This window comes from Bordetella tumbae (assembly GCF_054780995.1).
In genome coordinates, this window is record NZ_BAAGVG010000018.1 from 272,799 (window position 1) to 296,536 (window position 23,738).

Genomic DNA, 23,738 nt, shown 5'->3' on the forward strand with positions numbered 1-23,738 from the left:
GAGGCAAATTCCGAGAAGCGGGGGGGAGCTGTTGCACGTCCCATTCAAGGGCGCGACGCAAGCCCTGCCGGCCTTGATCAACGGCGATGTCGATGTATTCTTCGATATGGTGGCCACGGGTATGCCCCAGGTCACGGCGGGCAAGCTGAACGTGCTGGCCACGTTGCAACAAGCGTTGACCACGACACTGCAAGACCCAGCCGTACGCGAAAAAATGCTGGCCATGGGCATTGAACCGCGTTCAGGAACGGCTGCTGAGCTCACCAAGCAGATTCGCGATGAACAACCCGTGGTGAAAAAATTAGTCAACCAAGCGAATCTGAAGCCGCAGTGATCATGCATCGCGCACGTGATGCTTGATTCCAATACGGCACGTTGCGCGATGTCCTTTCTTCGCCAGCCGATCTATTGCTCGACGTCCTGCCCGTATTCCTGAAGCTTGCGCACGGCGATCTCATGATGTAATCGTTCAACCATCATGCCATCGAGACTGATCACCCCGGCATTTGCGTTCTCGGGCAGGTCGTAGGCCGCCACTATTTTTCTCCACCAGGCAATTTGCTCTTCGCTTGGGCTGAATGCCTTGTTCACCGTTTCGACCTGAGCGGGGTGGATAATGGTTTTCCCGTTCATCCCCAGCGCACGTGCGACTTCGCATTCTGCACGTAGTGCGTCGGTGTTTTTGATGTCGTTAAGCACACCGTCGATGACCGCCATATCGAACGATTTTGCCACCAGCATGACGTGGCTGAACCAGGGCATCAGATTGCCGCGGTCTTTCCCGGGATCGATATCGCTGTCCTTGACGAGGTCATTGGTACCGAGGATCAAGCATTCGAGGCCAGAATTTTTTCCTTGCTCTACGATGTTTTCCAACCGAAGGATACCGAGAGGGTTTTCCACCATGCTCCATATCTTTGGAGGCTGACGGGGCTGTGCAGAGAGCTCCACATACGCGTCATGTATATGCTGCGGCGTCGTGACTTTGGGCAAGAGCACCGCATCCGGCATGATCTGGGCCACGACGGCGAGATCGTCTTTCCAGTAATCGGTATCATCGGCATTGACGCGTATGACCAGATACTTTCCCTGAAAATTGGCGCGCTCCTTTGTCAGAAACTCGGCAAGTCCGGATCTCGCCTGTGCCTTCTGTTCAGGAAAAACACTGTCTTCCAGATCAAAGATGACTGCATCGACGTGCAGGGTTGCCGCCTTACGCATGGCCTTTTCGTTGATGGCGGGTACGTAAATAACGCTGCGTAGTTTTCTGTTCATATCGTTCAGGACGGGTTTTGGGCTCGTTTGATAGTATGCCAGAGGTGGTTTCGTTACCCGCGTTCTCGCTGCCCCTGGACGGCGGGTTGAAAATGCATTCCAGAGCGGCCGCTGGAGCTTTTTGGGCGCATGGATTAAAAAGGGAGAATCCCCTTTGGAGACGCCACCCATGAACCGCTCACTAACGTCCTTATCTCCCGAAACACAAGCTGACGCCGCTTGGCTCGCCCGCGTTCATCTTGCCGCGGCGAATCGGCTAGCCGTCCATGATCAATTGGAAGAAGGCATCGACAATCATTTCACCATGATGGTGCCTGGCTATGACGACCGCTACCTGGTGCTGCCGTTCGGCCTGCATTGGTCAGAGGCTCGGGCCAGCGATCTCATCGTTTTCGACGAGAACGGACAAGTGTTGGAAGGCCATGGGGATTTGGAACTGAGTGCGTTCTGTATCCACGCACCACTGCACCGGATTACTGGCGCCAAAGTCATCTTGCACACGCACCAAACGTGGGCGCTGGCGCTCAACATGCTGGAGGATAACCGGTTATTGCCATGCAGTCAGACAGCCGCGTTTTTCACCAAAAATATTGCGTATGACGATGGCTATACGGGACTCGCAGACACCCTGAGCGAAGGAGAGCGCCTGGCTGCACTGATTGGAGACAAGCACGTGCTCTTTATGAAAAATCATGGTGTGCTGGTGGTCGGCGATACCGTAGCGCAGGCGTATCGCCGTCTGTACAAGCTCGAGAGAGTCTGCAGGGCTCAGATACTGGCGATGTCGGCAGGCAAGCCCCTTTCGGTGCTGCCGGACGCGCTCGTTGACCGGGTCGACACCCCCAACCCCAAAGACAGCCACGCGCGCGCTGAGCGCGAGAGGCTTTATTTCGAGGCCATGATGCGTGTGTTGGATCGGGTCATGCCGGGGTACGCGGAGTAAGGCCGCGGGTGCGCCCGCTCATACGCCACGGTGTCCCGTGCTTTAGCCGGGTTTACGAAAGTCATTCTCGACCCAAGCTGTGGCTGTGCCCAGCGTGAATTTGTAGTTCGGCGCGACCGTGACTTCCGCAATGGTTTCGCCGTACTCATCCACGGCGCTGAGTACTGCAAAGGGCTGATCTTCGTCTGGAACGATGTCCAGTTTGACCGTCAGTGTGGCGTCCGGCGTTGTCACCCTGACGCTCTTGTGCAACTGCGCGTGCAGTTGTTGCTCGTGCCTGCGGATCACCTCGGATGCCGTCTTGACCAAGGTGCGAAAGGCGGTGGGATCCAAGGGCTTAGGGTTCTTTTTGTCGCGCCCCATCGTCCAGGGGCCCACCAGCGCCGGTTCGGATTCGCCTTCGCGGGTCATTTCGACGGCCCAGCCGTCGTCTTCTTCGTTCTTGATGACGCGTGCCGTCCAGCCGTTGTCACGCCACAGGTGCGGTTCGTGAATGCTCTCGTCTGTCGTGTTGTCACCCTCGTGCTCGAGGGTGGGTGTGTCATGGTGCGTGCCCACAGTGGATGCTCCGTGTTGCGATGCCAGTCATCCAGAGTGGATACTGAAGATTCATCCACTATTATCGCAGAGCGTGCGCCCACCCTTGGGTATGCGTGGCCAAGTGAGGGCGCCGCGTGCCTCCCGTCTACGAATGCGTAATGTTCGTCCCCAACACTTTCATGCACTCGCGCATGAAAGCAGCCAGGCCAGTCCAGCCTTTTGCCGACACCATGGTCCCATCCACATAAGCTTCGTGGGGCTTCACATCGATGTAGGTGCCGCCGGCAAGGATGACCTCGGGTTCGCAGGCGCCCAGCGCGGCTACCTTCTTCCCTCGGATCACGCCCTCTACTGCGACCAGGATCTGCACTCCATGGCATATGGTGAAGATCGGCTTCTTAGCCTCATGAAAGTGGCGCACCATGGCCTGGATCCGTTTGTCGGTGCGGATATATTCCGGGCCGCGCCCGCCTGCGCAGTAGACCGCATCATATTCCTCGACGTTCACCTCAGAGAACGTCTTGTTGATTTCGGCCAGATGGCCAAATCGCTCGATATAGGTTTGATGTCCCTCGAAATCGTGCAGCGAGGTCTGGATCATTTCGCCCGCTTTCTTGTCGGGGCAGATCACATGGACGGTATGGCCTACGGCCTCCATTCCTTGCTGGAACACATAGATTTCATATTCTTCGGTGAATTCACCGCAGAGCATCAGAATTTTCTTGCCTCTCATTTGGTCCTCCGTTTGGCTTTTATCACGGCCGGATGGTGGTCCGGCCAACTGTCGTCAGAATGGGCTGTCTGGGAAATAGAACTGGTCGGCGTTCTCGGGGGTAATCAAGGGCGCGTCGAGCTTGAAATTGCCACGCATCGGTGCTTGACCGCTGAGCTGGGCCGCCGTCATATAGATCGCCGATTTGATCATCGACGGCGGATAGGGGGTTGAGATGGGGGTGACCGGGTTCTTTGCCTTCACCAGTTCGATCACGTCTTTCATGCCGTTGCCGCCCAGCGCGTATTTGATCTCGGTACGGCCGGATTGCTTGATCGCTTCCAACACGCCTAGCAGCATGTCGTCGTCATTGGCCCAGACGGCGTCGATTTGGGGATACTTGGCCAGATAGTCCTGCATCAGCGTAAAGGCCTGATCCTGGTTCCAGTTGGCATACTGAATATCGAGTATCTTGATGTCTGTGCCCTTGATGACGTCGGTGAACCCTTTGATTCGTTCATCGTCAATGACGGTCGGGATGCCGCGCAGCACGACAATTTTTCCTTTTTTGCCCAGCTTTTCCGCTAGCCACTTCGCCGTGTTCGCGCCGACGGCGATATTGTCGCCCGCGACATATAGATCCTGAATCGTGGGATCAGTCAGACCGCGATCCACGACGGCGATAAAGGCGCCGCCTGCCTTGACCTGTGCGACCGGGCCGGTCAGTTCTTCTGAGGTGAACGGCAGGATGACCAACGCGTCGAGGTTTCGGCCGGCAGATAGATCTTCCAGTGCCGATACCTGAGCAGTCGCCGAAGGCGATGTCTTTACCACGACATCGATATTCGGGAATGCGGCTTTTATCTCTTTCGCAGCCTGTTCTGCGTGATAAACAACGCCTCCGGTCCACCCGTGGGTGGCCGCCGGGATGGAAACGGCGATGGTCTTTTTGCTCTGTGCCAAAGCACTGGTCGCGGTACATGCCATAAGGCTGACTGCCAGCATGGCGAGCGCACGCTTGGTCATGGATGTCATTTTGTCTCTCCTGATTATGGTTGTCATTTCATGTCTACTCTGAAAGCATCCATCCTTCGTCGTGATGGTTATTTGATGAAGCGGTGGGCCAACATGGCGAGGATGATGATTACGCCCTGGACGGCCGCGACGAGGTATTCCGAAACCATGTTGGATAGCACCATCAAATTGGCGATCATCTCCAGGATCAATGCGCCGGCGACGGTTCCCCAGATTCGCGCCTTGCCTCCTCGAAGTAATGTGCCGCCGATCACGACGGCGGTGATGACCTGCAATTCCCACAGTTGGCCTGTCGTTGGTGTCGCGGCGCCGAGTCGAGGGATGTAGCAGATCGCCGCAATGGCGACACATAGCCCCTGTATCACAAAGGCAACGGTGCGGACCTTCGTGACCGAAATGCCCGAAAAGCGAGCCACATCGGCATTTGAGCCGACGGCCATGCAGCGGCGTCCGTATTTGGTCCGGTACAGAATGAACGCACCGATCAAGGCAACGATCAATGTGATGGCCACCGGTATCGGAATGCCCAACACATCGCCGAAATAGACGGGCCGGTAGGGTTCGCGTAGCGCCCGGGCCATCGGAATCGAACCACCATCGGACATCCACGTGATCAGCGCGCGAAAGATTCCCATCGTGCCAAGCGTGGCGATGAACGGTTCGATTTTGCCGACCGTCACGATCAGTCCATTGAGCAGCCCACAGGCCGCACCGACCAGGATTCCCACGACTGCACCGACCAAGATAGCGTTTGCGCCGATCGATGGCTCAAGCCGGTTCATCGTCAGAATCATGATGCCCGTCACGAATGCCATCATCGACCCGACCGACAAGTCGAGACAGCGAGACGAGATCACGAACGTGGCGCCCACTGCGATGATGGCAATGAACGCCGATCGCGTGACGACGTTCGCCATATTGGTTCCGGTCGCGAAGTTCGAGTTCAGCACCATGCCGGCCAACATCACCACGGCCAACGCGATGAACGGGCCCATGGCGGCCCAGCGGATGCGCCGCGGCGCTTTAATGATCGCGATATGCGTCGTCGCGCTTGTCATTCTGGTCTCCTACCTTATTTATCGTTATGTGGTCTTGCTGGTCTGTTTCGTACGCGTTCCCACTGGTGGCCACGTAGACGACGTTATGCTCGGTAATCTGATCGCCAGTGAGTTCGGCGGCGATGCGTCCTCCACGCATCACCAGAACCCTATCTGCCAAGCCGACAAGCTCCGGCAGCTCTGATGAGATCACGATGCAAGCCTTATTCGATCGAACCAAGTGATCGATGAAGTCATAGATCTGGCTTTTGTTGCCGATGTCGATGCCGCGTGTCGGCTCGTCGATGATGACAACGCAAGGGTCGGTCATCATCACCTTTGCCAGCAGCAGCTTTTGCTGATTGCCTCCGGACAGTTGACCCGCGTTCAAATGGACCGATCGGGCGCGAATGTCGTAGTCGCGAACGGCTTTGTCCAGTGCGGCGGCCTCTCTGTCGCGATTTAGCGCGAGGCGCGGATGGATCCGGTCGAGAGCTTGTAAGGTCAGGTTCGGGGCCAGCGGCTCGTCCAGCAGAAGCCCCTTTCCCTTGCGGTCCTCGGTGAGATAAACCAGGCCCAGTTCTCGCCAGTCCTTGACAGATCGGTGCTCGACGGCACTGCCCGCCAGCTCGATTCGGGTTGCTTCGGCGGGCCGCAGGCCCATCAACCCTTCAAACAATTCGGTCCGGCCAGAACCGATCATGCCGCCTATACCCAGCACTTCGCCGCGACGAACCGTCAGGCTGGCTTGGACTGCGCCATGATCGACCGATAGCTGTTCGACCGCCAGCAGTGGTGTGCCAGAAGGCTGCGGGCGTTTAGGGGGATACAAGACGTCGAGTTGGCGACCGACCATGAGCTCGGCCATGCGGCGTTGCGACAGATCAGCCGCGGGCCACGTGCCGATCATCTTGCCATCGCGCAGTATGGTGATGCGGTCGGCCAGTGTCTCGACCTCGTCCAGACGGTGCGAAATATATAGGACAGCGACCCCTTGAGCCCTCAGCCCTCGGACGACTTCCAGCAATGCGGCGACTTCGTCGTTGGCCAGGACGGCGGTGGGCTCATCGAAAATCACGACCTTGCGTGGTTGCAGCAGAGCCCGGCCGATTTGTACCAACTGCCGCTGCGCCAACGGCAGGTCGCCCACATGGTCGCGCGGATGGCAATGCGCCCCGATAGACGCCAGCACTTCGGCAGTGCGTCGGTCCATGGTGCGATCATCAATCAGGATGCCACGCGATAGCTCTCGGCCAAGAAAGAGGTTCTCTGCAACGGTCAGATCCGGTGCCAGCAGGATTTCCTGATGCACCAGGACCACGCCCGCGGCCTCTGCCGCAGCAGCATCGGGAAAAGCGATGGGCTGCCCCTGCATGAGCAGGTGACCCGCGGTGGGGCTCACGTAGCCGGCCAACAGCTTCATCAGCGTTGATTTTCCGGCTCCGTTTTCACCTATGACCGCGTGGACCTCGCCGGCGCGAATATCCAACGTGACATCGGACAGGACGGTGACCGGTCCATAGGCCTTCGTCAGTCCCTCCGCGGCAAGCGCCGCAGCGGTACACGCTTCTACCGCCAACGGGATGGTGGCCGATAGCGATAGCGCGTCCACGGCATTCATTCGAAGGCCGCCATCAGGCGATCACGTGAACACAGGATGTGCTCACGCATCGCCGCTTGCGCAGCGGCCGCGTCCCCTGCCCGGAAGGCGGTCAGCAGCTTCTCGTGTTCTTCCAGCGCCTCTTGGGTGACGCGGCTGTGGAACATCAGGCGAAACAGGTGCAGGTGGACATGCTGGTTGAAAAGCGTGGTGCGGATGACCTCGTTTCCAGCAATTCGCATGATCTCGTCGTGAAAGTGCGAGTCGATCCGGGCAAAGCGTGAATAACGGCTGGTCCGATCTATCGGCGTCCCGCCGTCCGCCATGTCAGCGGCAATGCTTTCAAGATGCTCCAGTGCGGCAGGGGTCATATTGAGCGCCGCCAGACGTGCGCCTTCCGGTTCGACGAGCAAGCGAAAATTGAACAAGTCCTCGAATTGCTTGCGGCCCAACTGTGGAGCGGCGCTGTAGCCGATGAGGTGTGCCTTGTGGACCAACCCTTCGCGTTCCAGGCGCGAGAGGGCTTCCCGCACAGGTGTCTGTGAAACGTTCAGTTCTCGCGCGATCAAGTCGATGGGAATGCGGGCGCCAGGCGCAATGGCAAGCGACATCAGCCTTTCATTGATGGCGTCATAGACGTCGTCAACCACGCTGGAGCGGCGTACGGATACACCAGTTTGAGTTTCTCGTAGTACAGCCATTTTGCTCGCGCATACCCTGTAAGTTGACCTTGACATGCCCGAATGGTGACAAATACCATATCGAATGTCAAATAAAATATCCTATACGATATGATTTTTTAGGTCCGGCCCGACACCCGGGTGGCACGCGAACAGCGGTGGCAGACAACAGAGACAATGAGGGGACAGTGATGGTGAATTTCGGTGCAATGAGGTCGCCTGGCGAAGTGATATTTGGCTGCGGACAACGCAAGGCTCTGGGACTCGTGGCGAAACGGCTGGGGCGGCGGGCGCTGGTCGTCACAGATCAACGCCTCGCCGCGGATGCCGATTTCCAGGCCATGATGCTGGATTTGAAGACCAGCGGCCTGATCGTGCGAATCGAAAGCGGCACCTTGCCGGACGTGCCGGTCCGAGCTGCCGTCCTGGCTGCCGACGCGGCTCGCGAGTTTGCCGCCGACGTGGTGATCGGCGTCGGTGGAGGCTCTTGCCTGGACATGGCTAAATGCCTCGCACTGCTGCTGAGCCATGGCGGGCAACCCCAGGATTACTACGGCGAACTGAAGGTGCCTGGTCCAATTCTGCCGGTGATTGCCGTCCCGACGACGGCCGGGACCGGGTCAGAGGTCACCCCGGTCGCTGTCCTGTCAGATGAGCAGCGCACACTCAAGGTGGGCATCTCCAGTCCCTATCTGATTCCCATGGTGGCGATCTGCGATCCTGAGTTGACGTTGACTTGTCCTGCGACGTTGACCGCCATCGCCGGCGCTGATGCGCTGACCCATGCGATTGAGGCTTTCACCGCCGCGCGCCGCGAGGTCACTCCAGGTCTGACTCAGGAAAGGGTGTTCATCGGCAAAAATGCGTTATCAGATCAGTTCGCGCTGACCGCGATCTCACTGCTGTGGCAAGGACTCGAGGCTGTTTGCACAGATGGCGGCAACCTGGCTGCACGATCTCAAGTCATGCAGGGGGCGACGTTCGCGGGCTTGGCTTTTGGTGTCGCCGGCACGGCCGCCGCCCATGCAATTCAATATCCCGTTGGGGCAGTTACCCACACCGCGCACGGTGCGGGGGTGGCCTGCTTGATGCCCTGGGTGATGGAGTGGAATCGTCCGGTGATCGGCACAGAACTGGATCAAATGGCTGCCGTCATGAATCTGGCTGATGGTGCCGCCGTGATCCCTGCCGTCGCAGCGCTATTCGTCCGTATCGGGATTCCATCCACGCTAAACCAGCTTGGATTGGCCGAAGATCAGCTGGATTGGGTCGCGGATCAAGCGTGCGGCATCGAGCGGCTGATCCAGAACAACCCTCGTCCGCTTGATCGCAATAACATGCGAAAGTTGATCGAGGCGTCTTATTTCGGTATTGCCGATTTGATGCGGGATGCAAAAGCGGCATAGCAGGCGCGCTCGAACTTACGTAATCGCAGTATTTCACGGCGGACTTTCAACGATGGCTCAGGACCTTTATCGAAACCGCGACTTCATCCCGGACTTCGACGAGATCATTGCCGAGACGGCTGCACGTTCTCGCGAGTTCGCGAAGGGGGTCGATATGCGGCTCGACGTGCCCTACGGTTCGAGTCCGCGCGAACGGATGGACATCATTCTTCCGCCTCGTATGGAAAAGGGTGCCCCGATCCATGTGTTCATTCACGGCGGCTACTGGCGCTCGGGCAGCAAAGAAGATCACTGGTTGGTCGCTGCACCGGTGCTGGCCGCGGGCGGTGTTGCCGTCCTTGTCACGTACGACCTCATGCCTGGAACGAGACTGGGCACCATCGTTTCCCAAGTTCGCGCGGCTGTCCGGCACATAGTCAAAATGGCTGCCGATATTGGGGCGGATCCCACAAGGCTCACTGCCAGCGGCCATTCGGCAGGCGCGCATTTGGCGAGTTACTTAGCGGCGCAGGGACCCGAGGAAAGTGCACCACCGGATTTGCCTGCGCTTGGCGGCTTGCTGCTCGTCAGCGGCATTTACGACCTGACCGATATTCCAGGCAGTTTCCTGAAGAACGAAGCGCGAATGACACCGGCTGAGGCGGCGGCATGGTCGCCTCTGACCTCTCGGCAATTTCCCGGCCCTCGGCGTATCGTGCTGGTCAGTGAAATGGACTCGGCGCCATTTCATTCTCAAGGCCAAGAGTTTGCGTCTGTCCTCGAGCGCACCACGCATGACGGGCAGTTCCGAATGGAAGCTGGCCTGAACCATCTCACGATCGTTCTTGCCTTGGGCGATCCCAAGACTCCTGCAGGGCTTTGTCTCTCGGATTTGATTACTGGCTGAGGTCCTCCATTCTGGTCAAATGCTGTGATTTTGCGCATCATGGCCCCACGGAGCTTAATGCTCTATTCGGGAAATGAGCCGCTCATTCTCCGATCCCGAATTACGACAGTGATACATGCCTAACGCTTGCCCAGCGCTACGGGTTTCAATGGCACTGGCGGGCCGATCACAGGCGTGTTCAATGGCGCAGCCGCCCCGATCAGGATCACTATCGAGTTGCCGCCAGGGTTCAGATCAGGATTGGGGTTCTGCTTCCAATTGTTCATCACCCACAAGTTGCCCGATCTATCGATCTGGCCGCCGGTGATGCGTTCCAGTGCATCGCTCGTATAACCGGTCGCCGGCGAGATGGGATCGCCCACCTTTGCTCCTGGCCGGCATTTGCTCGTATCCGCGCCGCAGAATCGGCTGATGCCTGTCAGCGCGGTTGTTGGCGTGGGCTCAACGCCGTCAGGTCCGAAATTGAACACCCACACTGTGTCGTCGCCGTCCACCGAGATACCCCAGGGCACGGTGAGGCCGCCACCGGTAAAAGGAGAACCCGGGTAAGGATCGTGGGTGCCTGTTTGATACATCGTGATGGAAGGGCTCGTCGCAGGACCTTCGCGCGCGCTGGCCGGGCAGGGTGCATCCAGCCAATCCGAATTGGCGATCCAGATGTTTCCCTTGCTGTCGGCGGCATTACCGATGGGATGGTTAATCAGCGGGCGCGCAGGATCAGCCTCGGCATTGGTCAGTGTCTTGAGGATGGTGCCGTCCGGCGCAATCACCACCACGGTGTCGCCGCGATTAGTGGTGACCCAGACGTTGCCATCCAGGTCCACTACCGTGCCGAATGGCTTGAGCCGTGGCAGTCCGTCAGGGCCGAGTGAGCCCAGCGAGATGTTGATGGCCTGCGTCGGGTCGCCGTTGGGAATCTTGGTGACCGAATCGTTGCCGCAGTTGGCGACCCAGATGTTGCCTGCACGATCCGCCGACGTGCCTTGCGGCCACGATATCTTGCCCTGCGTGAATCCTGTGTTCGGGGAAATCGGAGTGCCATCGGGCTTGAATACCGAAACGCTGTTGTGAAGCGCCTCTGCCGGCGTGCCGATGCAGGGCGGATCCTGGAACCCGAAATTTCCCGTCCAGAGGTTGCCTGCCAGATCGAACGTGATGCCAAATCCCGCGCCGCTGAGACCGCCACCAAAGTAAGGCGAGCCGGATATGACCTGCGCAGCGGGAGAGAACTTGATCAGACGCAAACCTGCGCACGCCGGTTGGCCTACATACTGTGGCTCATAGTTGTCGTTCGCCCAGGCGTTACCCTCGGCATCAAAGGCGATGTTGCCCACACCATTGACGACATTGGTGGGGCTTTGCTCGCTGAAAAAGCCGCCAGTGACCTTCAGGAACAGCAGCCAGTTGTTAGGGCGTGCAGCGAGGCCCAGATAATTTGCGGGCGATGCCTTAGCCAGGTTGAACAAGGGGTCAGCCGCGTCATCTGGATAAGCTGGGTACGACGGGCTTTTCACAATATTGGAAAGTGCCTGCAATACGTTGGCCGGCGCGGTACCGCCGGGTGGCGTAGCGGCGGCAAACAGCTTGGCGCAATTATCATGCTCTGCGGCGCAGGCCGCGACGATGTTGGCCAGCGAGTTGAAAGTCGCTAGTGTCGATGTCTCATCACCATTAGGCGACGAGGCAATCGCAGCGCCGACGGCGCCGGAAATGGGATCAACCAGATTCGTCGCCATTTTCGCTGCATTGCGCATCCCGATGGCGTCGCCCGTGATGTCCGATGCGCTGATGAATTGGGCAAACGCGTTACCCGTGGCAACGGTCGTGTGGTCGTTGACCACGATAGACGAGTTCACCTCGCCGTTATCACTGCCGAGCGCACTGGCCAGCATTGCGGGGCCTGACGTCGCTTCGACAAACAGGATGGTTTGTTGACCGCTCTGCACGTCCGAGAGTGAATAATGAATGGTGAATGCACCGTCACTATCCGTCGACCCCGAGCCCAGTGGTACCCACGATCCGCCGTCATCGGAAAAGCTGCCGTATAGCTCGACGCGATAATCCTCAATGCCCGCCGAGCTGCTCTGGACGAGGCCCGAGAGCTTCAAGTGTTTTTCATCTTTAGATGACGATCCTCCATCCGAGCACGCACCCAGGGCCAGCGCGATGCCGGCCGACAATGCGATGGATCGCCATATATTGACCCGGCCAGGATGTTGGATGCTCTTCGAGTGTGCCATGTTCATCACCGTAGTTGGCTGACGCGTTTCGTGACGTGTGGACTAACGCGAGAAAACTACATGAACACAGACGGAGGATCTAGCTTTTTTCGATGAAAGTGCGTATCCGTTCGATGAAAAGACAGAGACGTTTATGTGGGGAAGATCCATTCAGCATGCGTGCAGATATAGAGAAACTTGTTTGTTTCTTGTCATCTAATGGTCATGTTTTTGTAATGCCAGTGGTACTGCCTAAAGCACGCACACAGTCCTATACGATAGGTGACAACTCGCCTGCCCATTTTCAACGCACACTCAAGGCGAGGTATGACGATTCAGTTCAATCTCCAATTCGCTGCCGAGCCAACTAATGAAGTAATGGAGGGGGCGTTTAATGGTCGCCGCTACGGGAAAGACCAGGGTGTGATTGCAAGTGTGAATGTCGATCGAGTTTCCGGCTAATGGCGCGACCAATTTCCCGTCTGCGATTTCCCGTTGTGCAATTAATGAAGACTCCAGAGCGACACCCAGACCATCTACTGCTGCACGGACGCACAAGAAATTACGATCAAAACTCAGACCTTTGATCGCGGGCGCCGAAACGTCGTTGTCCGAAAACCATTGCATCCAACGGACCTGACGGTTGTAGCTATCCAATAACGGCAGTTTTAGCAGATCCGCGGGCTTTTTGATCCGGCGCGCCAAGTCCGGTGAGCACAAAGGCGCAATGATTTCATTACCCAGAGGAAGTTCGCAGAGGCCGTCTGCCGGCCTGTGATCAAAAACGATATCGGCATCGAATTCATGGCGCTGAAATCGCAAATAGTCCGTGTCGGCTGACAAATGCAGCTCAATGCCCGGATGTTGCGAGACGAATGAAGACAGTCTCGGGGTCAACCATTGCGCGGCAAAGCTGGGTGCGCAATGCAGCCGCAACCGTTCAGGTGTAGCGCCCGAAATCGCCTCTATTCCTCGACGCAGGTCATCGAACCCTCGTCCCACGTACAGCATCAAGGCTTCTCCATCCCGAGTCAGCTGCACGGTCCTTCCTTCGCGCTGAAACAGGCTGGTTCCCAACTGAGCCTCCAGTTTTCGAACCGCATGGCTGACGGCACTGGGCGTCAGAAACAGCTCCGCCGCCGCTTTCGTGATCGAGTGGGTACGTGCCGCGGCTTCGAAGCTGCGCAGCAGTACGACCGGGATATGGTTTGTCATAGTCAATATGTGAATTCAATTCAACTATTTATGTATATAACGCGTTTGTGAAAACGGCTGGGGTACCTCAGAATGGATTGAGCCGCTTATAGAGAAAAAAAGGCGGCGCCCGGCGATGCCGGAGAAAAACAATAACCTACTTGGAGACAACAGAGACATGAATTCAATTTTCAAATGCTTGGCCATTGCTGTTGCCGTCATGGCTGCCGCGCCATCGGCTCTCGCGCAGACCAAGGCGCGCCTCGGTCATGTGTTCGCACAAGGGTCGCCTGCCGATGTGGCCAGCCATAAATTCGCAGATTTAGTAAAGGAGCGCACGAACGGGGAAGTGCAGATCACCATTTTCCCCAACAACCAATTGGGCGGCGATGAGGCCTTGGGCCGGGACCTGAGCCGCGGCTCGCTGGAGTTTGCCTTTCTCAACCCAGGGTCGTTAGCGGGCTTGGATCCTCTGCTGGATTTTCACTATCTCCCTTATATCGCCAGCACGTTCGAGCAAGTAGACAAACTCTTCTTCAATCCGGATGGCATTCTGCAAAAGACGTTGAGCGCTGCGCTGGTCAAACAGAACATGACGCCGCTCGCGTTCTTCGAGTTGGAGTTTCGTGCCGTGACCAACTCTAAGCGGCCCGTCGTATCGCCTGCCGATCTGAAAGGGCTGAAGGTTCGCGTTCCAGGCTCGGCCTCGATCCGCAGCTTCTTCGAGGCTGCGGGCACGCAGACGGTGACCATGCCATTCTCGAACTTGTTTGTCGCGCTGCAGCAGGGCACCGTGGACGGACAGGACAATGGCGCCACGATCACCTACAACTCACGCCTATTCGAAGCGCAGAAATACATGACGTTGACCAATCATGTTTACGCCATGGGCACCGTGACGGCCAGTCAGCGATTCTGGAAACGACTGACCGACAAGCAACGTGAAATCATTACTCAGGCGGCAGTCGAGGCCGCCGCAGAAGAAGTCAAAAACAGCAGGGCGATGAACGGCGAATATCTCGAAAAAATCGCGGCGTCAGGGGTCAAAGTGACCCGCCTCAAACCTGAGGAAATGGCGGAATTCGTCAAGGTGGGTCAAATCGGTTGGGAGCAACTGGCATCGACCTACGGCAAAGATCGGATTCAAGCGCTCAAAGACGAAATCGCGGCCGCCTCGCGTCCCTAGGAGGCCTTCATGTCTCACCAAGATGTTGGCAGGGACGCAGGCGCCCTGGCATCGCCACGCTCGCTCAAATCCTGCTTCCAAAGCGCACTGGATAGATTGATGCGATTCGAATTGATCGTGGCCAAAGCGGAAAGCAAGATCGCCATGGCCAGTTGGTTGGTGGCGACACTCTCCGTCCTGGCTTCACTGGTCATTCGCGCTTTTGCACTGCCCGTCCCCGATACAGGGGAATGGGCGCTGGTTGCGATGTCCCCGCTGACATTTGTGGGTGCCGCCCTGTGTAGTCATCTGCACAAGCATCTGACGGCCGACATCGTCGAGATGCTGCCGCGCGGAGCGTTGCTGCAGGTACTGGAGGCCGTGATCGCAATTCTGTTCATTATTTTCTCGGTGTTTCTTTCCGCCTTGGCACTCGACCTGTTTGACTATGCCTTGTCCTCCAATGAGCGGTTGACCGATCTGGGCACTCCGCTTGCCGTGCCGGTCGCGTTCATCTTGCTGGGCGCCCTTCTCATGGGTTTTCACGCCATTGTTGACCTGCTGCGGGCTTGTGCAGGCCGTGAGCCTGGAGGGATCAATCCATGGTGATGATTTTCTTCCTGATGGGCATCATATTGCTTGTCGGTGCGCCGTTGGCGGTGGGATTTGGCCTGCCGATTTTTTTCAGTCTCGATGCACTGGGTCTATCGATCACGAGCCTCAGCAATATTCCTTACGAGGAAATATCCGCCTTCTCGCTGATCGCCATACCCTTGTTCATGTTCACGGGCGGCCTGATGAGCGCCAGTGGAATGGCCAAAGAATTGATTGCGCTTTCGGACGTGGCCTTGGGGCGGATTCGTGGCGCGTTCGGTTATATCGCCATTGCCGCGTCGGCGCTCTTGGGCGCGATCACCGGATCTTCCGTTGCCACGGTCGCCGCAGTTGGCGGCATCGTGAGTCCAGAGATGATACGGCGAGGTTATCCCGCGGGCTACGTTGCAGCACTGACAGCGACAGCAGGTCTGTTGGGCGTCTTGTTGCCCCCCTCCATTCCGCTCATCCTGTATGGCGCGACCGTAGGCGTATCGGTTTCGCAATTGTTCACGGCGACACTGTTGCCCGCCGCATTGATGGCGGCACTGTTTCTGATCGTGCATGTGTTCCTATCACGCCGTCTCTTGCCCAACGGCGTGGAGCAGCGCACCGCAGAAAACAACGTCGCGCTTGACCATCAGCCTGTCACCCCATTACGGATAGCGGGCCGGGCGAGCTCCGTGCTGCTGTTGCCGTTCATTATCCTGGGTGGTATCTATGGCGGCATCATGACGCCGACCGAGGCAGCAGCAGTTGGCTGCCTATATGCGGTTGTCGTCGTTGTTCTGCGCCGCATGGTCAGCCACAAGGTGATGGCCGGCGCACTGCGCGAGGCAGTCATCACCGGCGCGGGCATCTTGTTCGTCATTGCGTTGACTGGGGTCTTTAATCGCGCCATGGTGCTGAACCAAGTGCCCCAGGACCTGGCGATGTGGGTCGCCACGCATATCGAGAGTCCGCTCGTTTTTCTGCTCACGGTCAATGTCGTCTTGCTCGTGGTCGGTTCGTTCATGGAAACGAATGCCTCGATCTTGTTGATGGGGCCGCTACTTGCGCCAGCCGCCGCGCAATTCAACATCGACCCGGTTCATTTCGGAATCATCGTCGCGACCAATCTAGAGATTGGCCTGCTCACTCCACCGATGGCGGCCAACCTCTATGTCGCGGCACGCGCGGCCAATGTGCCGATGCTGAAGATGCTGCGGTATCTCGCGTACTTCTTTACTGCAGCATTGATCGGTCAGGCGCTGATCACCTATGTCCCCTTCTTTACCCTCTGGTTCCGGTAACTTTCCCCAGTATTGACCTCAAACATGAATGATGACAATGAAACATACCTGGGCGCCGCACTACCCAGGTTTTCCAAGGCTGCAGTCGTGCGTGCATTCGGCACACCGCTGGAAATCAAAGACGTGCCGATCCCGACAGAGGTCGAGCCTGGCGCACTGATCGTCAAGACCTCTGCTTGCTCGATTTGCGGTACCGATGTGCATTTGGCGCGAGGTAATTTGGCGCTGAAAGTCGACCTGCCCGTTATTCTGGGTCATGAAATGGTCGGGCGCGTGGTTGCAATTGGTCAAGGGGCAGAGCGAGACAGCGTGGGCCAACCTGTACGGATTGGCGACCGCATTCTATGGACGCACACCTCCTGCGGCTCCTGCTATTTCTGCACGGTCGCCAATCAGCCGACGCTATGCGAAAACAGACGCGCCTACATGTACGAGAGCAGTGAAAAGCCTCCTTATCTGCTGGGCGGTTTTTCAGAGTACGGCTATGTTTTACCCGAGTCCGGCCGTGTGCGTGTCCCTGACAATCTGGACGATGCCGTGGCGAGCCTGTGCAGCTGCGCATTTCGATCAGTCATGAATGCGTTCGACAATCTGGGCCCGATCGATCCCTCCGAGCACGTCGCTATTCAGGGCGCGGGACCGCTGGGGATTCTCGCTGCAGCGGTGGCGCGAGTGGCCGGCGCGCGTACAGTCAGTGTGATTGGCGCGCCCGCTAGCCGACTGCAGATGGCCGAGGATTTCGGCGCGACCCGTACCTTCAACCTGGAAAACTCCACTCACGAGGAACGCGCGGAACAACTGCGGGCAATGACCGGAGGCCGCGGACCGGATATGGTGCTCGAGTTCACGGGATTTCCAGGTGCATTCAACGAAGGTTTGGATCTGGTACGCAAGGGGGGACGCTATCTCACCGTGGGCCAACTTGGCGCCGGTGCGACAACGTTCAGCCCCTCTCTCATCGTCAAGAAGAACATTCGAGTCATCGGTTCGTTCTCGGGGGATGTAAAGTCCTATTGGAAAGCCCTGCAGTTCGCGTCGGCGCATATCGATCACATTCCGTTCAGGAAAATGATCTCCGGTACTTACAGACTGGAGGACGTGAATGTGGCCCTGGAAAAGATGCACCGCCTGGAAGAAATCAAACCGCTGATCTTGATGGAATAAGGCGCACACCGGCTGCTCGTTTGCCTTTTTTCACCCCAAAGGATGATCATGAAAACTTACAGTAATTTCATTGATGGCAAGGCTGTTGAACCCGTAGGCCAAACCTGGATGGACACGGTGAATCCCTATACCGGCGAGGTGTGGGCAAAGATTCCCCGCAGCGATCAGCGCGATGTCGATCTGGCGGTCCAGGCTGCAAAGCGCGCCATGACAGAAGGCCCGTTTTCCAAGATGACTGCAACCCAGCGCGGCCAGATGATGTACCGTCTGGCACAGTTGATCGCCGACAATGCCAAGCGTCTGGCCGAAACCGAGGTGCGCGATAACGGCAAGCTGATTGCCGAGATGCAAGGCCAGTTGAACTATGTTCCCGAATGGTGGCGCTACTACGGCGGGCTCGCCGACAAGATCGAGGGCTCGGTCATGCCCATCGACAAAGCCGATCACTTCGCCTACACCACGCACGAACCCGTTGGTGTCGTGGGCGCATTGACCGCGTGGAACTCGCCGCTGCTGTTCGTGGGCTGGAAATGCGCGCCTGCCATTGCCGCAGGCTGCGCGGTCGTGATCAAACCCTCTGAGTTCACTTCGGCATCCACGCTGGAATTTGCAGAGCTCACCAAACAGGCTGGTTTCCCAGACGGCGTATTCAATGTCGTGACAGGCCTGGGCCAGGAAACCGGCGCGGCGCTGGTAGAACATCCTGACGTAGCCAAAATCACCTTCACAGGATCCGATGCAACGGGCCGCTTGATCTATGCCCAGGCTGCCAAAACGATGAAGCGCATCACGTTGGAGTTGGGCGGAAAATCGCCCAATATCGTGTTCGCCGATAGTGACCTCGACAAAGCCGCAGCAGGAGTGATCTCGGGCATTTTCGCGGCCACAGGCCAGACGTGTATCGCAGGCTCGCGACTGCTGGTACAGAACTCCATCAAGGAGGAGTTCGTGCAGCGCCTGATCAAACTAGGTACCACGGCCAAAAAAGGAAATCCGATGGAGGCCGACACCAACATCGGCCCGGTCACGACACCGCCGCAGTATAAAAAAATCCTCGACTACATCGACATCGCCAAGCGCGAAGGCGCTCGATGCGTCTTGGGTGGGCAGGCGGCATCCAGCATGCCCGGCGGTCAATTCGTCGAGCCCACGATATTTGTGGATGTGACGCCTGATATGCGCGTGGCACGCGAGGAAATTTTCGGCCCGGTGTTGGCGGTGATGGGCTTTGAGGACGAGGCAGAGGCCATCCGCATCGCCAACGATACGATCTATGGTTTGGGCGCGGGTGTGTGGACGGAAGACATCGGCCGGGCACATCGGGTCTCAAAGGCCTTGAAAGCCGGTACCGTATGGGTCAACACCTATCGCGCCGTCAGCTACATGATGCCATTCGGCGGAATGAAACAGTCTGGACTGGGCCGGGAAAGTGGCGTCGAATCCATACGCCACTATCTGGAAACCAAGAGCACCTGGATATCCTATGCGCAAGGCGCTCCCGCCAATCCGTTTATCATGCGCTGAGCAGCCCCTATCAAACGCAGACAGGGGCCGAGGTGCGCTTTTCCAGGCGACCTCCCGCCTCAATAAGCCTCTCGATAGATAGCTAGCGCCTGTGCCTCATCGATCGGCCGGGGGTTGTTCATCAGCAGGCGCTGTTGCTGCATGGCGGAGCTGGCCAGCACGGGCAGGTCCGCCTCGGCGATTCCGACCGCACGCAACCCTCGCGGCAGGTCGGATTGACGAATCAATTCCTCGAGAAAGGCGATGAACGCATTTGCCCCCTCGGCGGCATCCTTCGCAGCCGGCAATCCCACGGCTTGCCCCAGCTCGGTATAGAGACTGGCCGCAGCCGGTGCGTTAAAGCGTAGTACGGCAGGCAACACCAGGGCATTGGACAAGCCATGCGGGACATGGAAAATGCCACCCACGGGATAAGCGAGTGCGTGTACTCCGCCCACGGGGGCATTGGCAAAGGCTTGACCGGCGAGCATGGCGCCGAGCAGCATATCCGATCGTGCCTGCAGATTCGCACCATCGCGGCACACCGTCAGCAGATTCGCGCTCAGCAGTTTGAGGGCCAACGCCGCCAAATGATCCGACAGCGGATTCTTCAGTCGCTTGCTCGTGTAGGCCTCGATCGCATGGACCATGGCGTCGATGCCGGTGGCTGCCGTGGCGGCGGGCGGCAGGCCCACTGTCAGTTCGGCATCCAGATATGCAGCGTCGGCGTAAAGTTGAGGGGCGACCACGCCACTCTTGGTCGTCTCACCCGTGGTGACAATAGAAATGGGCGTTACCTCTGATCCGGTTCCTGCCGTTGTCGGCACCTGAATGAGCGGCAGGCGTTGCCCCTGCACTTGATTGATGCCGTACATGGCCGGCAGCGGCTGCTCGTTGGTGCACAACACGGCGACCAGTTTTGCGACATCCATTGACGAGCCGCCGCCAAAACCGATCACCAGATCTGCTCCAAAACCCCGCGCGCGTTCTGCGGCCGCTTGCACGACGGCCTCTGGCGGATCAGCCACGACGTCGTCGATGACCAGTGTATGCCAACCGGTCGCCGCGAGGCTGTCGAGCGCCGGCTGCAGCGCGCCGCTGCGATACAGGAAGGCATCGGTCACCAGTACGGCGCGGTCGCCTGTATGGCGTTCGCGCAGCAGCGTTCCGAGGCGCCGGGCCAGACCCGGTTCGACGACGATATGAGGCACAGTCTGGAATGAGAAAGCGGACATGATTCAGGAAAGCTCGTTGATAATGGATTGCGCCGTGTCCTCGAGTGAGGATCGCGTAGACATGGCGCGGCTCTGGATACGGCGGTGCGCCTCGTGTTCGGTAATGCCCTCACGGGCAATCAGCAAGGTCTTGGCAGTGGCGATTTTGCTGACCGCGGCATAACGGCCTTCCAGCTTGCGCATGTGGGCGAGCGTGGCCGCCTGTTGGCGCCAGGCGGTACGCGCCAGCAGCAACTGTGTCAGCAGGCCAAAGGGCCGGATGGGACGTTCAATGACGCCGCTGCAGCCGCTTTGCAATACGAGTTGCAGCGTGGCTGGGTTTTCATACTCGACAATGCCCACCAGCGGCGGGCTCAGTTCGGTCAGGCTGTCAGCCAGCCGTTGAATAGCGTCGCGCTGGTCTTCCTCAATGGGCAGCACGACTACGTCGGCTTCGATATCGAGCCGGTCCGGCAGCGGCCACAGTTGTGTGGGTACACATCCGATACGCTTGAGGTGCGACATCAGCAGACGTGACTCGGCGTCCAGCGGATGCAAGACCAGCACCCGCAGGCCGTTGAGTTCCCGCAGCGCCGTTGTGCTGCGGCCGGGTCGGTTCGGCGTTGCGGTCACGATAGCGCCAGGGCCTCAGGGTCCAACGCATGGTCAACCAGGTAAGGCACCGGGCTCACTGCAGCGCGCGCCGCATAGATGATCTCGAACTGGCGGCGCGCATTGATGCGTGCAATGCGGGGCCAGAGCGACGTATGTTGTGTGTCGCTATCGATGGTGACCGGGCCCTGCGGCGCTTCGAATTGAGCTCCCTTGAGTGCCGCGACCAGTTCGAGCACCGCGAGGCTCCCAGCACGGCGCGCCGCATCCGCCAGCAAATGCACCTGGAAATAGGCCGCCTCGGCGCCGGCGGTGATAGGACTGTCTTCGCCGAATCGATGTTGATAGGCGCGAGCGAAACGGCGGCTGGCCTCGGTGGGCAGCGTGGCAAAGTACGGGGCAGCGGTGATGTGGCCTTCCGCCTCTTCGGCGGTCAGCGCAGCCACGTCAGTCTCGTTGGTCGCGAGGCTGACGATAGGCATCCGAGCCGGGTCCAGGCCCAGTTCCCGATAGGCGCGGTAAAGCTTGACGATGTCCCGGCCCACCATCGTGGAATAGATGGCATCCGGGCGCAGCGCGACAGCGCGCTTGAGCACGCCGGTCAGGTCTTCCTGGGGCGCGTTCAGTGGCAGATAGACTTCGTCGACCACTACGCCGCCAGCCTGTTCATACAGTCCGCGCATAATGCGGTTGGACTCTCGCGGGTAGACATACTGTCCGCCGATGAAGAGCACGCGATTGCCGAAATGGCGAATCACGTAACTGGCCAGCTGCACGGAGTTCTGGTTGGGAACCGACCCGGCATAGAAGCAGTAGGGCGAATACTCAAAACCCTCGTACAGCGTCGCATAAAACAGCAGCGCCCTGCGGTTCTCTACGACGGGCAACACCGCTTTGCGGGTGCTGGACATATGCGTACCGAAGATCAACGGTACGCGCTGCGTATCGCACAGCCATTCAGCCGCCTTGCGGTAGTCTAGCGGCTGGGCGCCCACGGGCGCGCTGACCGGCGCCAACGGCACGCCATTGATGCCACCGGCCACATTGACCTCGTCGATGGCCATCAGCGTCGCATTCTCCTGAGTGATCTCAGTGGCCGCAGTCAGGCTCTCATGGGAAAACAACAGACCGACTCGATGGACAGCAGAGGTATTCACAGCGCCGTCCAGTCGTACGCAGATTCAAAGGCATGAGCGCTGCGGTAAAGCGTTGCTTCGTCGAAATGACGTCCGACCAGCATCATGCCGATCGGCAGCGTATCGCGCAGCGCGCACGGCACCGACATCGCTGGATGGCCGGTGACGTCAAAGGGAGCCGTATTGGCATTCATTTCCAGGGCGCGGGTCACAAAAAGGTTGGCATCGGCATCCGGGCCGATCAGCCGCGGCGCACGCATCGGCACCGTCGGCATCAACAGCACATCGACCCGGCTCAATGCCTCATCGTACGCCGCACGCAGGCGCCGCGCCAGGTTTTGTGCTTTGCCATAGTATTGGCCGCCGTAGCGCGCATAGAAGTACTCGCCAGCGAGCAGGCAGGTCTTTACATCATGCGGGAACTCATCCGCATGGTCGCGCCAATGACGCTGTGCTTGCATCAAGCCCGTCACGTAAAGGCCTTTCCAGTTGCTGCCGTAGTTATACCCTTTCATCTGCTGGGTCGTTCCTTCGACGGCGATAGGGGTCCAGATGGCATGGCCCTTGCGATGCAGCGGAATGGACAGTTCGGTCACTTCAGCGCCCAGCGCAGCCAACTGCGCGGCGGCGTGACGTACCGCCTCGTCGACGGCGGGGTCACTGTTGTGCCAGCCGAATCCCTCCGGCACTACGCCGATGCGCAAACCGTGCAATGGCTGGCCGAGTGCGTCGATACACGGCGCGCGTTCAGCGGGCAAGCCCTGCTGGCGGGGATCCAGACCATCGGCGCCGGCGATAGCATCGAGCAGCAGTGCGTTATCGGCCACATTGGCTGTCATGATGCCAGCATGGTCCAGTGTCATTTCGATCGGCATGATGCCGGTATAAGGGATCAGGCCGTGAGTGGGCTTCATGCCATAGATGCCTGAATAGGCGGCTGGAATCCGTACCGAGCCGCCTTGATCGGTGCCTATGGCCATGTCTGCCTCGCCTGCGCCGACCAACGCGGCGGCGCCTGAGGACGACCCGCCTGCCGAATGTTCGGGGTTGCGCGGATTGCGGACCGGGCCCGCCGCGTTGGTATGGCTGCTGCCGGATACGCAGAAATATTCGCAGTGGGCTTTACCCACAATACGCCCGCCGCCATCCAGGATGCGAGTGGCAACAGTGGCGTCCTGGTCGGGTACATAACCCCGCAACGTGGCTGCACCGTTCATCATGGGCACGCCTGCTAGGCACACATTATCTTTCAACACTACGCGCTTGCCTGCCAGCGGGCCATCTGCGCGGCCCTTGATCTCCGTGCGTACGTACCAGGCGTTGAGTGGATTGTCTTCAGGCTGCACGCCCGGTGTGCGGGGATAGCGCACGACTGGGGGCTGATCGATCAATGCATCAACCGTGTCGTAATCGGCAAAGGTCGCCTCGAGAATGCTGTCATAAGCGCGCAGCGTAGCGTCATCCAAATGCAGGCCAACGCGCCGTGCGGCCTGGTCCAGCGCTTCCAAAGTGGGACGGGGTAGAGACATCT

Annotated in this window: 21 protein-coding genes and 1 pseudogene; 9 read left to right on the forward strand and 13 right to left on the reverse strand. The window is 58.6% G+C overall.

What is annotated here, in order from left to right; all coding sequences use genetic code 11:
* Positions 1-13: 13 nt before the first annotated feature.
* Positions 14-334: pseudogene (locus ACYVI2_RS16115) on the forward strand (tripartite tricarboxylate transporter substrate-binding protein); the annotation flags it as partial.
* A gap of 71 nt (positions 335-405) precedes the next feature.
* Here the strand turns inward: ACYVI2_RS16115 and ACYVI2_RS16120 are convergent.
* The gene (locus ACYVI2_RS16120; RefSeq protein ID WP_415815385.1) at positions 406-1,446 is read right to left on the reverse strand and encodes an HpcH/HpaI aldolase/citrate lyase family protein; all 1,041 of its coding nucleotides are present in this window, start codon (positions 1,444-1,446) and stop codon (positions 406-408) included.
* On the opposite strand from ACYVI2_RS16120, the gene ACYVI2_RS16125 reads away from it, so the two are divergent.
* On the forward strand, positions 1,445-2,218 hold the full coding sequence (locus ACYVI2_RS16125) for a class II aldolase/adducin family protein (RefSeq protein ID WP_415815387.1): 774 nt from the start codon (positions 1,445-1,447) through the stop codon (positions 2,216-2,218). The two genes, ACYVI2_RS16120 and ACYVI2_RS16125, sit on opposite strands and share 2 nt — an antisense overlap.
* A gap of 42 nt (positions 2,219-2,260) precedes the next feature.
* On the opposite strand, the gene ACYVI2_RS16130 is transcribed toward ACYVI2_RS16125, so the two are convergent.
* The 6 genes from ACYVI2_RS16130 to ACYVI2_RS16155 all read right to left on the reverse strand — a co-directional run bounded on the left by ACYVI2_RS16130 (position 2,261) and on the right by ACYVI2_RS16155 (position 7,843).
* On the reverse strand, positions 2,261-2,776 hold the full coding sequence (locus ACYVI2_RS16130) for a hypothetical protein (RefSeq protein ID WP_415815389.1): 516 nt from the start codon (positions 2,774-2,776) through the stop codon (positions 2,261-2,263).
* Between the two features lie 127 nt (positions 2,777-2,903).
* Positions 2,904-3,491, reverse strand: a complete 588-nt coding sequence (locus ACYVI2_RS16135; protein ID WP_094819522.1) for a DJ-1/PfpI family protein — start codon at positions 3,489-3,491, stop codon at positions 2,904-2,906.
* 54 nt (positions 3,492-3,545) lie between these two features.
* A complete protein-coding gene (locus ACYVI2_RS16140) occupies positions 3,546-4,505 on the reverse strand; it encodes a substrate-binding domain-containing protein (RefSeq protein ID WP_415804663.1) in 960 nt (319 codons plus the stop codon).
* 68 nt (positions 4,506-4,573) lie between these two features.
* Positions 4,574-5,563, reverse strand: coding sequence for an ABC transporter permease (locus ACYVI2_RS16145; RefSeq protein ID WP_415815391.1), 990 nt, complete (start codon positions 5,561-5,563; stop codon positions 4,574-4,576).
* Positions 5,529-7,163, reverse strand: a complete 1,635-nt coding sequence (locus ACYVI2_RS16150; RefSeq protein WP_415815393.1) for a sugar ABC transporter ATP-binding protein — start codon at positions 7,161-7,163, stop codon at positions 5,529-5,531. The genes ACYVI2_RS16145 and ACYVI2_RS16150 overlap by 35 nt, the downstream gene beginning before the upstream one ends.
* Entirely contained in the window at positions 7,160-7,843 is a 684-nt protein-coding gene (locus ACYVI2_RS16155; RefSeq protein ID WP_415815395.1) for a GntR family transcriptional regulator, read from the reverse strand. The genes ACYVI2_RS16150 and ACYVI2_RS16155 overlap by 4 nt, the downstream gene beginning before the upstream one ends.
* A 170-nt stretch (positions 7,844-8,013) precedes the next feature.
* Here ACYVI2_RS16155 and ACYVI2_RS16160 point away from each other — a divergent pair, with 170 nt between their 5' ends.
* A complete protein-coding gene (locus ACYVI2_RS16160; protein ID WP_415815397.1) occupies positions 8,014-9,228 on the forward strand; it encodes an iron-containing alcohol dehydrogenase in 1,215 nt (404 codons plus the stop codon).
* 52 nt (positions 9,229-9,280) lie between these two features.
* Positions 9,281-10,114, forward strand: a complete 834-nt coding sequence (locus ACYVI2_RS16165) for an alpha/beta hydrolase (RefSeq protein WP_415815399.1) — start codon at positions 9,281-9,283, stop codon at positions 10,112-10,114.
* A gap of 119 nt (positions 10,115-10,233) precedes the next feature.
* Here ACYVI2_RS16165 and ACYVI2_RS16170 read toward each other — a convergent pair whose 3' ends face one another.
* On the reverse strand, positions 10,234-12,354 hold the full coding sequence (locus tag ACYVI2_RS16170) for an NHL repeat-containing protein (protein ID WP_415815401.1): 2,121 nt from the start codon (positions 12,352-12,354) through the stop codon (positions 10,234-10,236).
* 294 nt (positions 12,355-12,648) lie between these two features.
* Positions 12,649-13,548, reverse strand: a complete 900-nt coding sequence (locus ACYVI2_RS16175; protein WP_415815403.1) for a LysR substrate-binding domain-containing protein — start codon at positions 13,546-13,548, stop codon at positions 12,649-12,651.
* A gap of 157 nt (positions 13,549-13,705) precedes the next feature.
* Here ACYVI2_RS16175 and ACYVI2_RS16180 point away from each other — a divergent pair, with 157 nt between their 5' ends.
* Genes ACYVI2_RS16180 through ACYVI2_RS16200 form a run of 5 tightly spaced genes read left to right on the forward strand, consistent with a single transcriptional unit; the run spans position 13,706 to position 19,266 of the window.
* Entirely contained in the window at positions 13,706-14,713 is a 1,008-nt protein-coding gene (locus ACYVI2_RS16180) for a TRAP transporter substrate-binding protein (RefSeq protein ID WP_415815405.1), read from the forward strand.
* Between the two features lie 9 nt (positions 14,714-14,722).
* Entirely contained in the window at positions 14,723-15,301 is a 579-nt protein-coding gene (locus tag ACYVI2_RS16185) for a TRAP transporter small permease (protein ID WP_415815407.1), read from the forward strand.
* Positions 15,295-16,578 (forward strand): TRAP transporter large permease, encoded by a 1,284-nt coding sequence (locus tag ACYVI2_RS16190; protein ID WP_415815409.1) that lies wholly within the window; start codon positions 15,295-15,297, stop codon positions 16,576-16,578. Before ACYVI2_RS16185 ends, ACYVI2_RS16190 begins: the two co-directional genes overlap by 7 nt.
* Before the next feature lie 24 nt (positions 16,579-16,602).
* Entirely contained in the window at positions 16,603-17,742 is a 1,140-nt protein-coding gene (locus ACYVI2_RS16195; RefSeq protein WP_415815411.1) for a zinc-binding dehydrogenase, read from the forward strand.
* Positions 17,743-17,790: 48 nt separating this feature from the next.
* Positions 17,791-19,266 (forward strand): aldehyde dehydrogenase, encoded by a 1,476-nt coding sequence (locus ACYVI2_RS16200; protein ID WP_415815413.1) that lies wholly within the window; start codon positions 17,791-17,793, stop codon positions 19,264-19,266.
* A gap of 59 nt (positions 19,267-19,325) precedes the next feature.
* Here ACYVI2_RS16200 and ACYVI2_RS16205 read toward each other — a convergent pair whose 3' ends face one another.
* The 4 genes from ACYVI2_RS16205 to ACYVI2_RS16220 are packed head-to-tail and all read right to left on the reverse strand — an operon-like array spanning position 19,326 to position 23,736.
* A complete protein-coding gene (locus ACYVI2_RS16205) occupies positions 19,326-20,480 on the reverse strand; it encodes an iron-containing alcohol dehydrogenase (RefSeq protein ID WP_415815415.1) in 1,155 nt (384 codons plus the stop codon).
* A 3-nt stretch (positions 20,481-20,483) separates the two neighbouring features.
* A complete protein-coding gene (locus tag ACYVI2_RS16210) occupies positions 20,484-21,092 on the reverse strand; it encodes an ANTAR domain-containing response regulator (RefSeq protein WP_415815417.1) in 609 nt (202 codons plus the stop codon).
* Positions 21,089-22,228 carry a transporter substrate-binding domain-containing protein gene (locus ACYVI2_RS16215; protein ID WP_415815420.1) on the reverse strand — a complete coding sequence of 380 codons (1,140 nt, stop codon included), beginning with the start codon at positions 22,226-22,228 and terminating at the stop codon, positions 21,089-21,091. Before ACYVI2_RS16215 ends, ACYVI2_RS16210 begins: the two co-directional genes overlap by 4 nt.
* Positions 22,225-23,736 carry an amidase gene (locus ACYVI2_RS16220; protein ID WP_415815422.1) on the reverse strand — a complete coding sequence of 504 codons (1,512 nt, stop codon included), beginning with the start codon at positions 23,734-23,736 and terminating at the stop codon, positions 22,225-22,227. Before ACYVI2_RS16220 ends, ACYVI2_RS16215 begins: the two co-directional genes overlap by 4 nt.
* Positions 23,737-23,738: the final 2 nt, after the last annotated feature.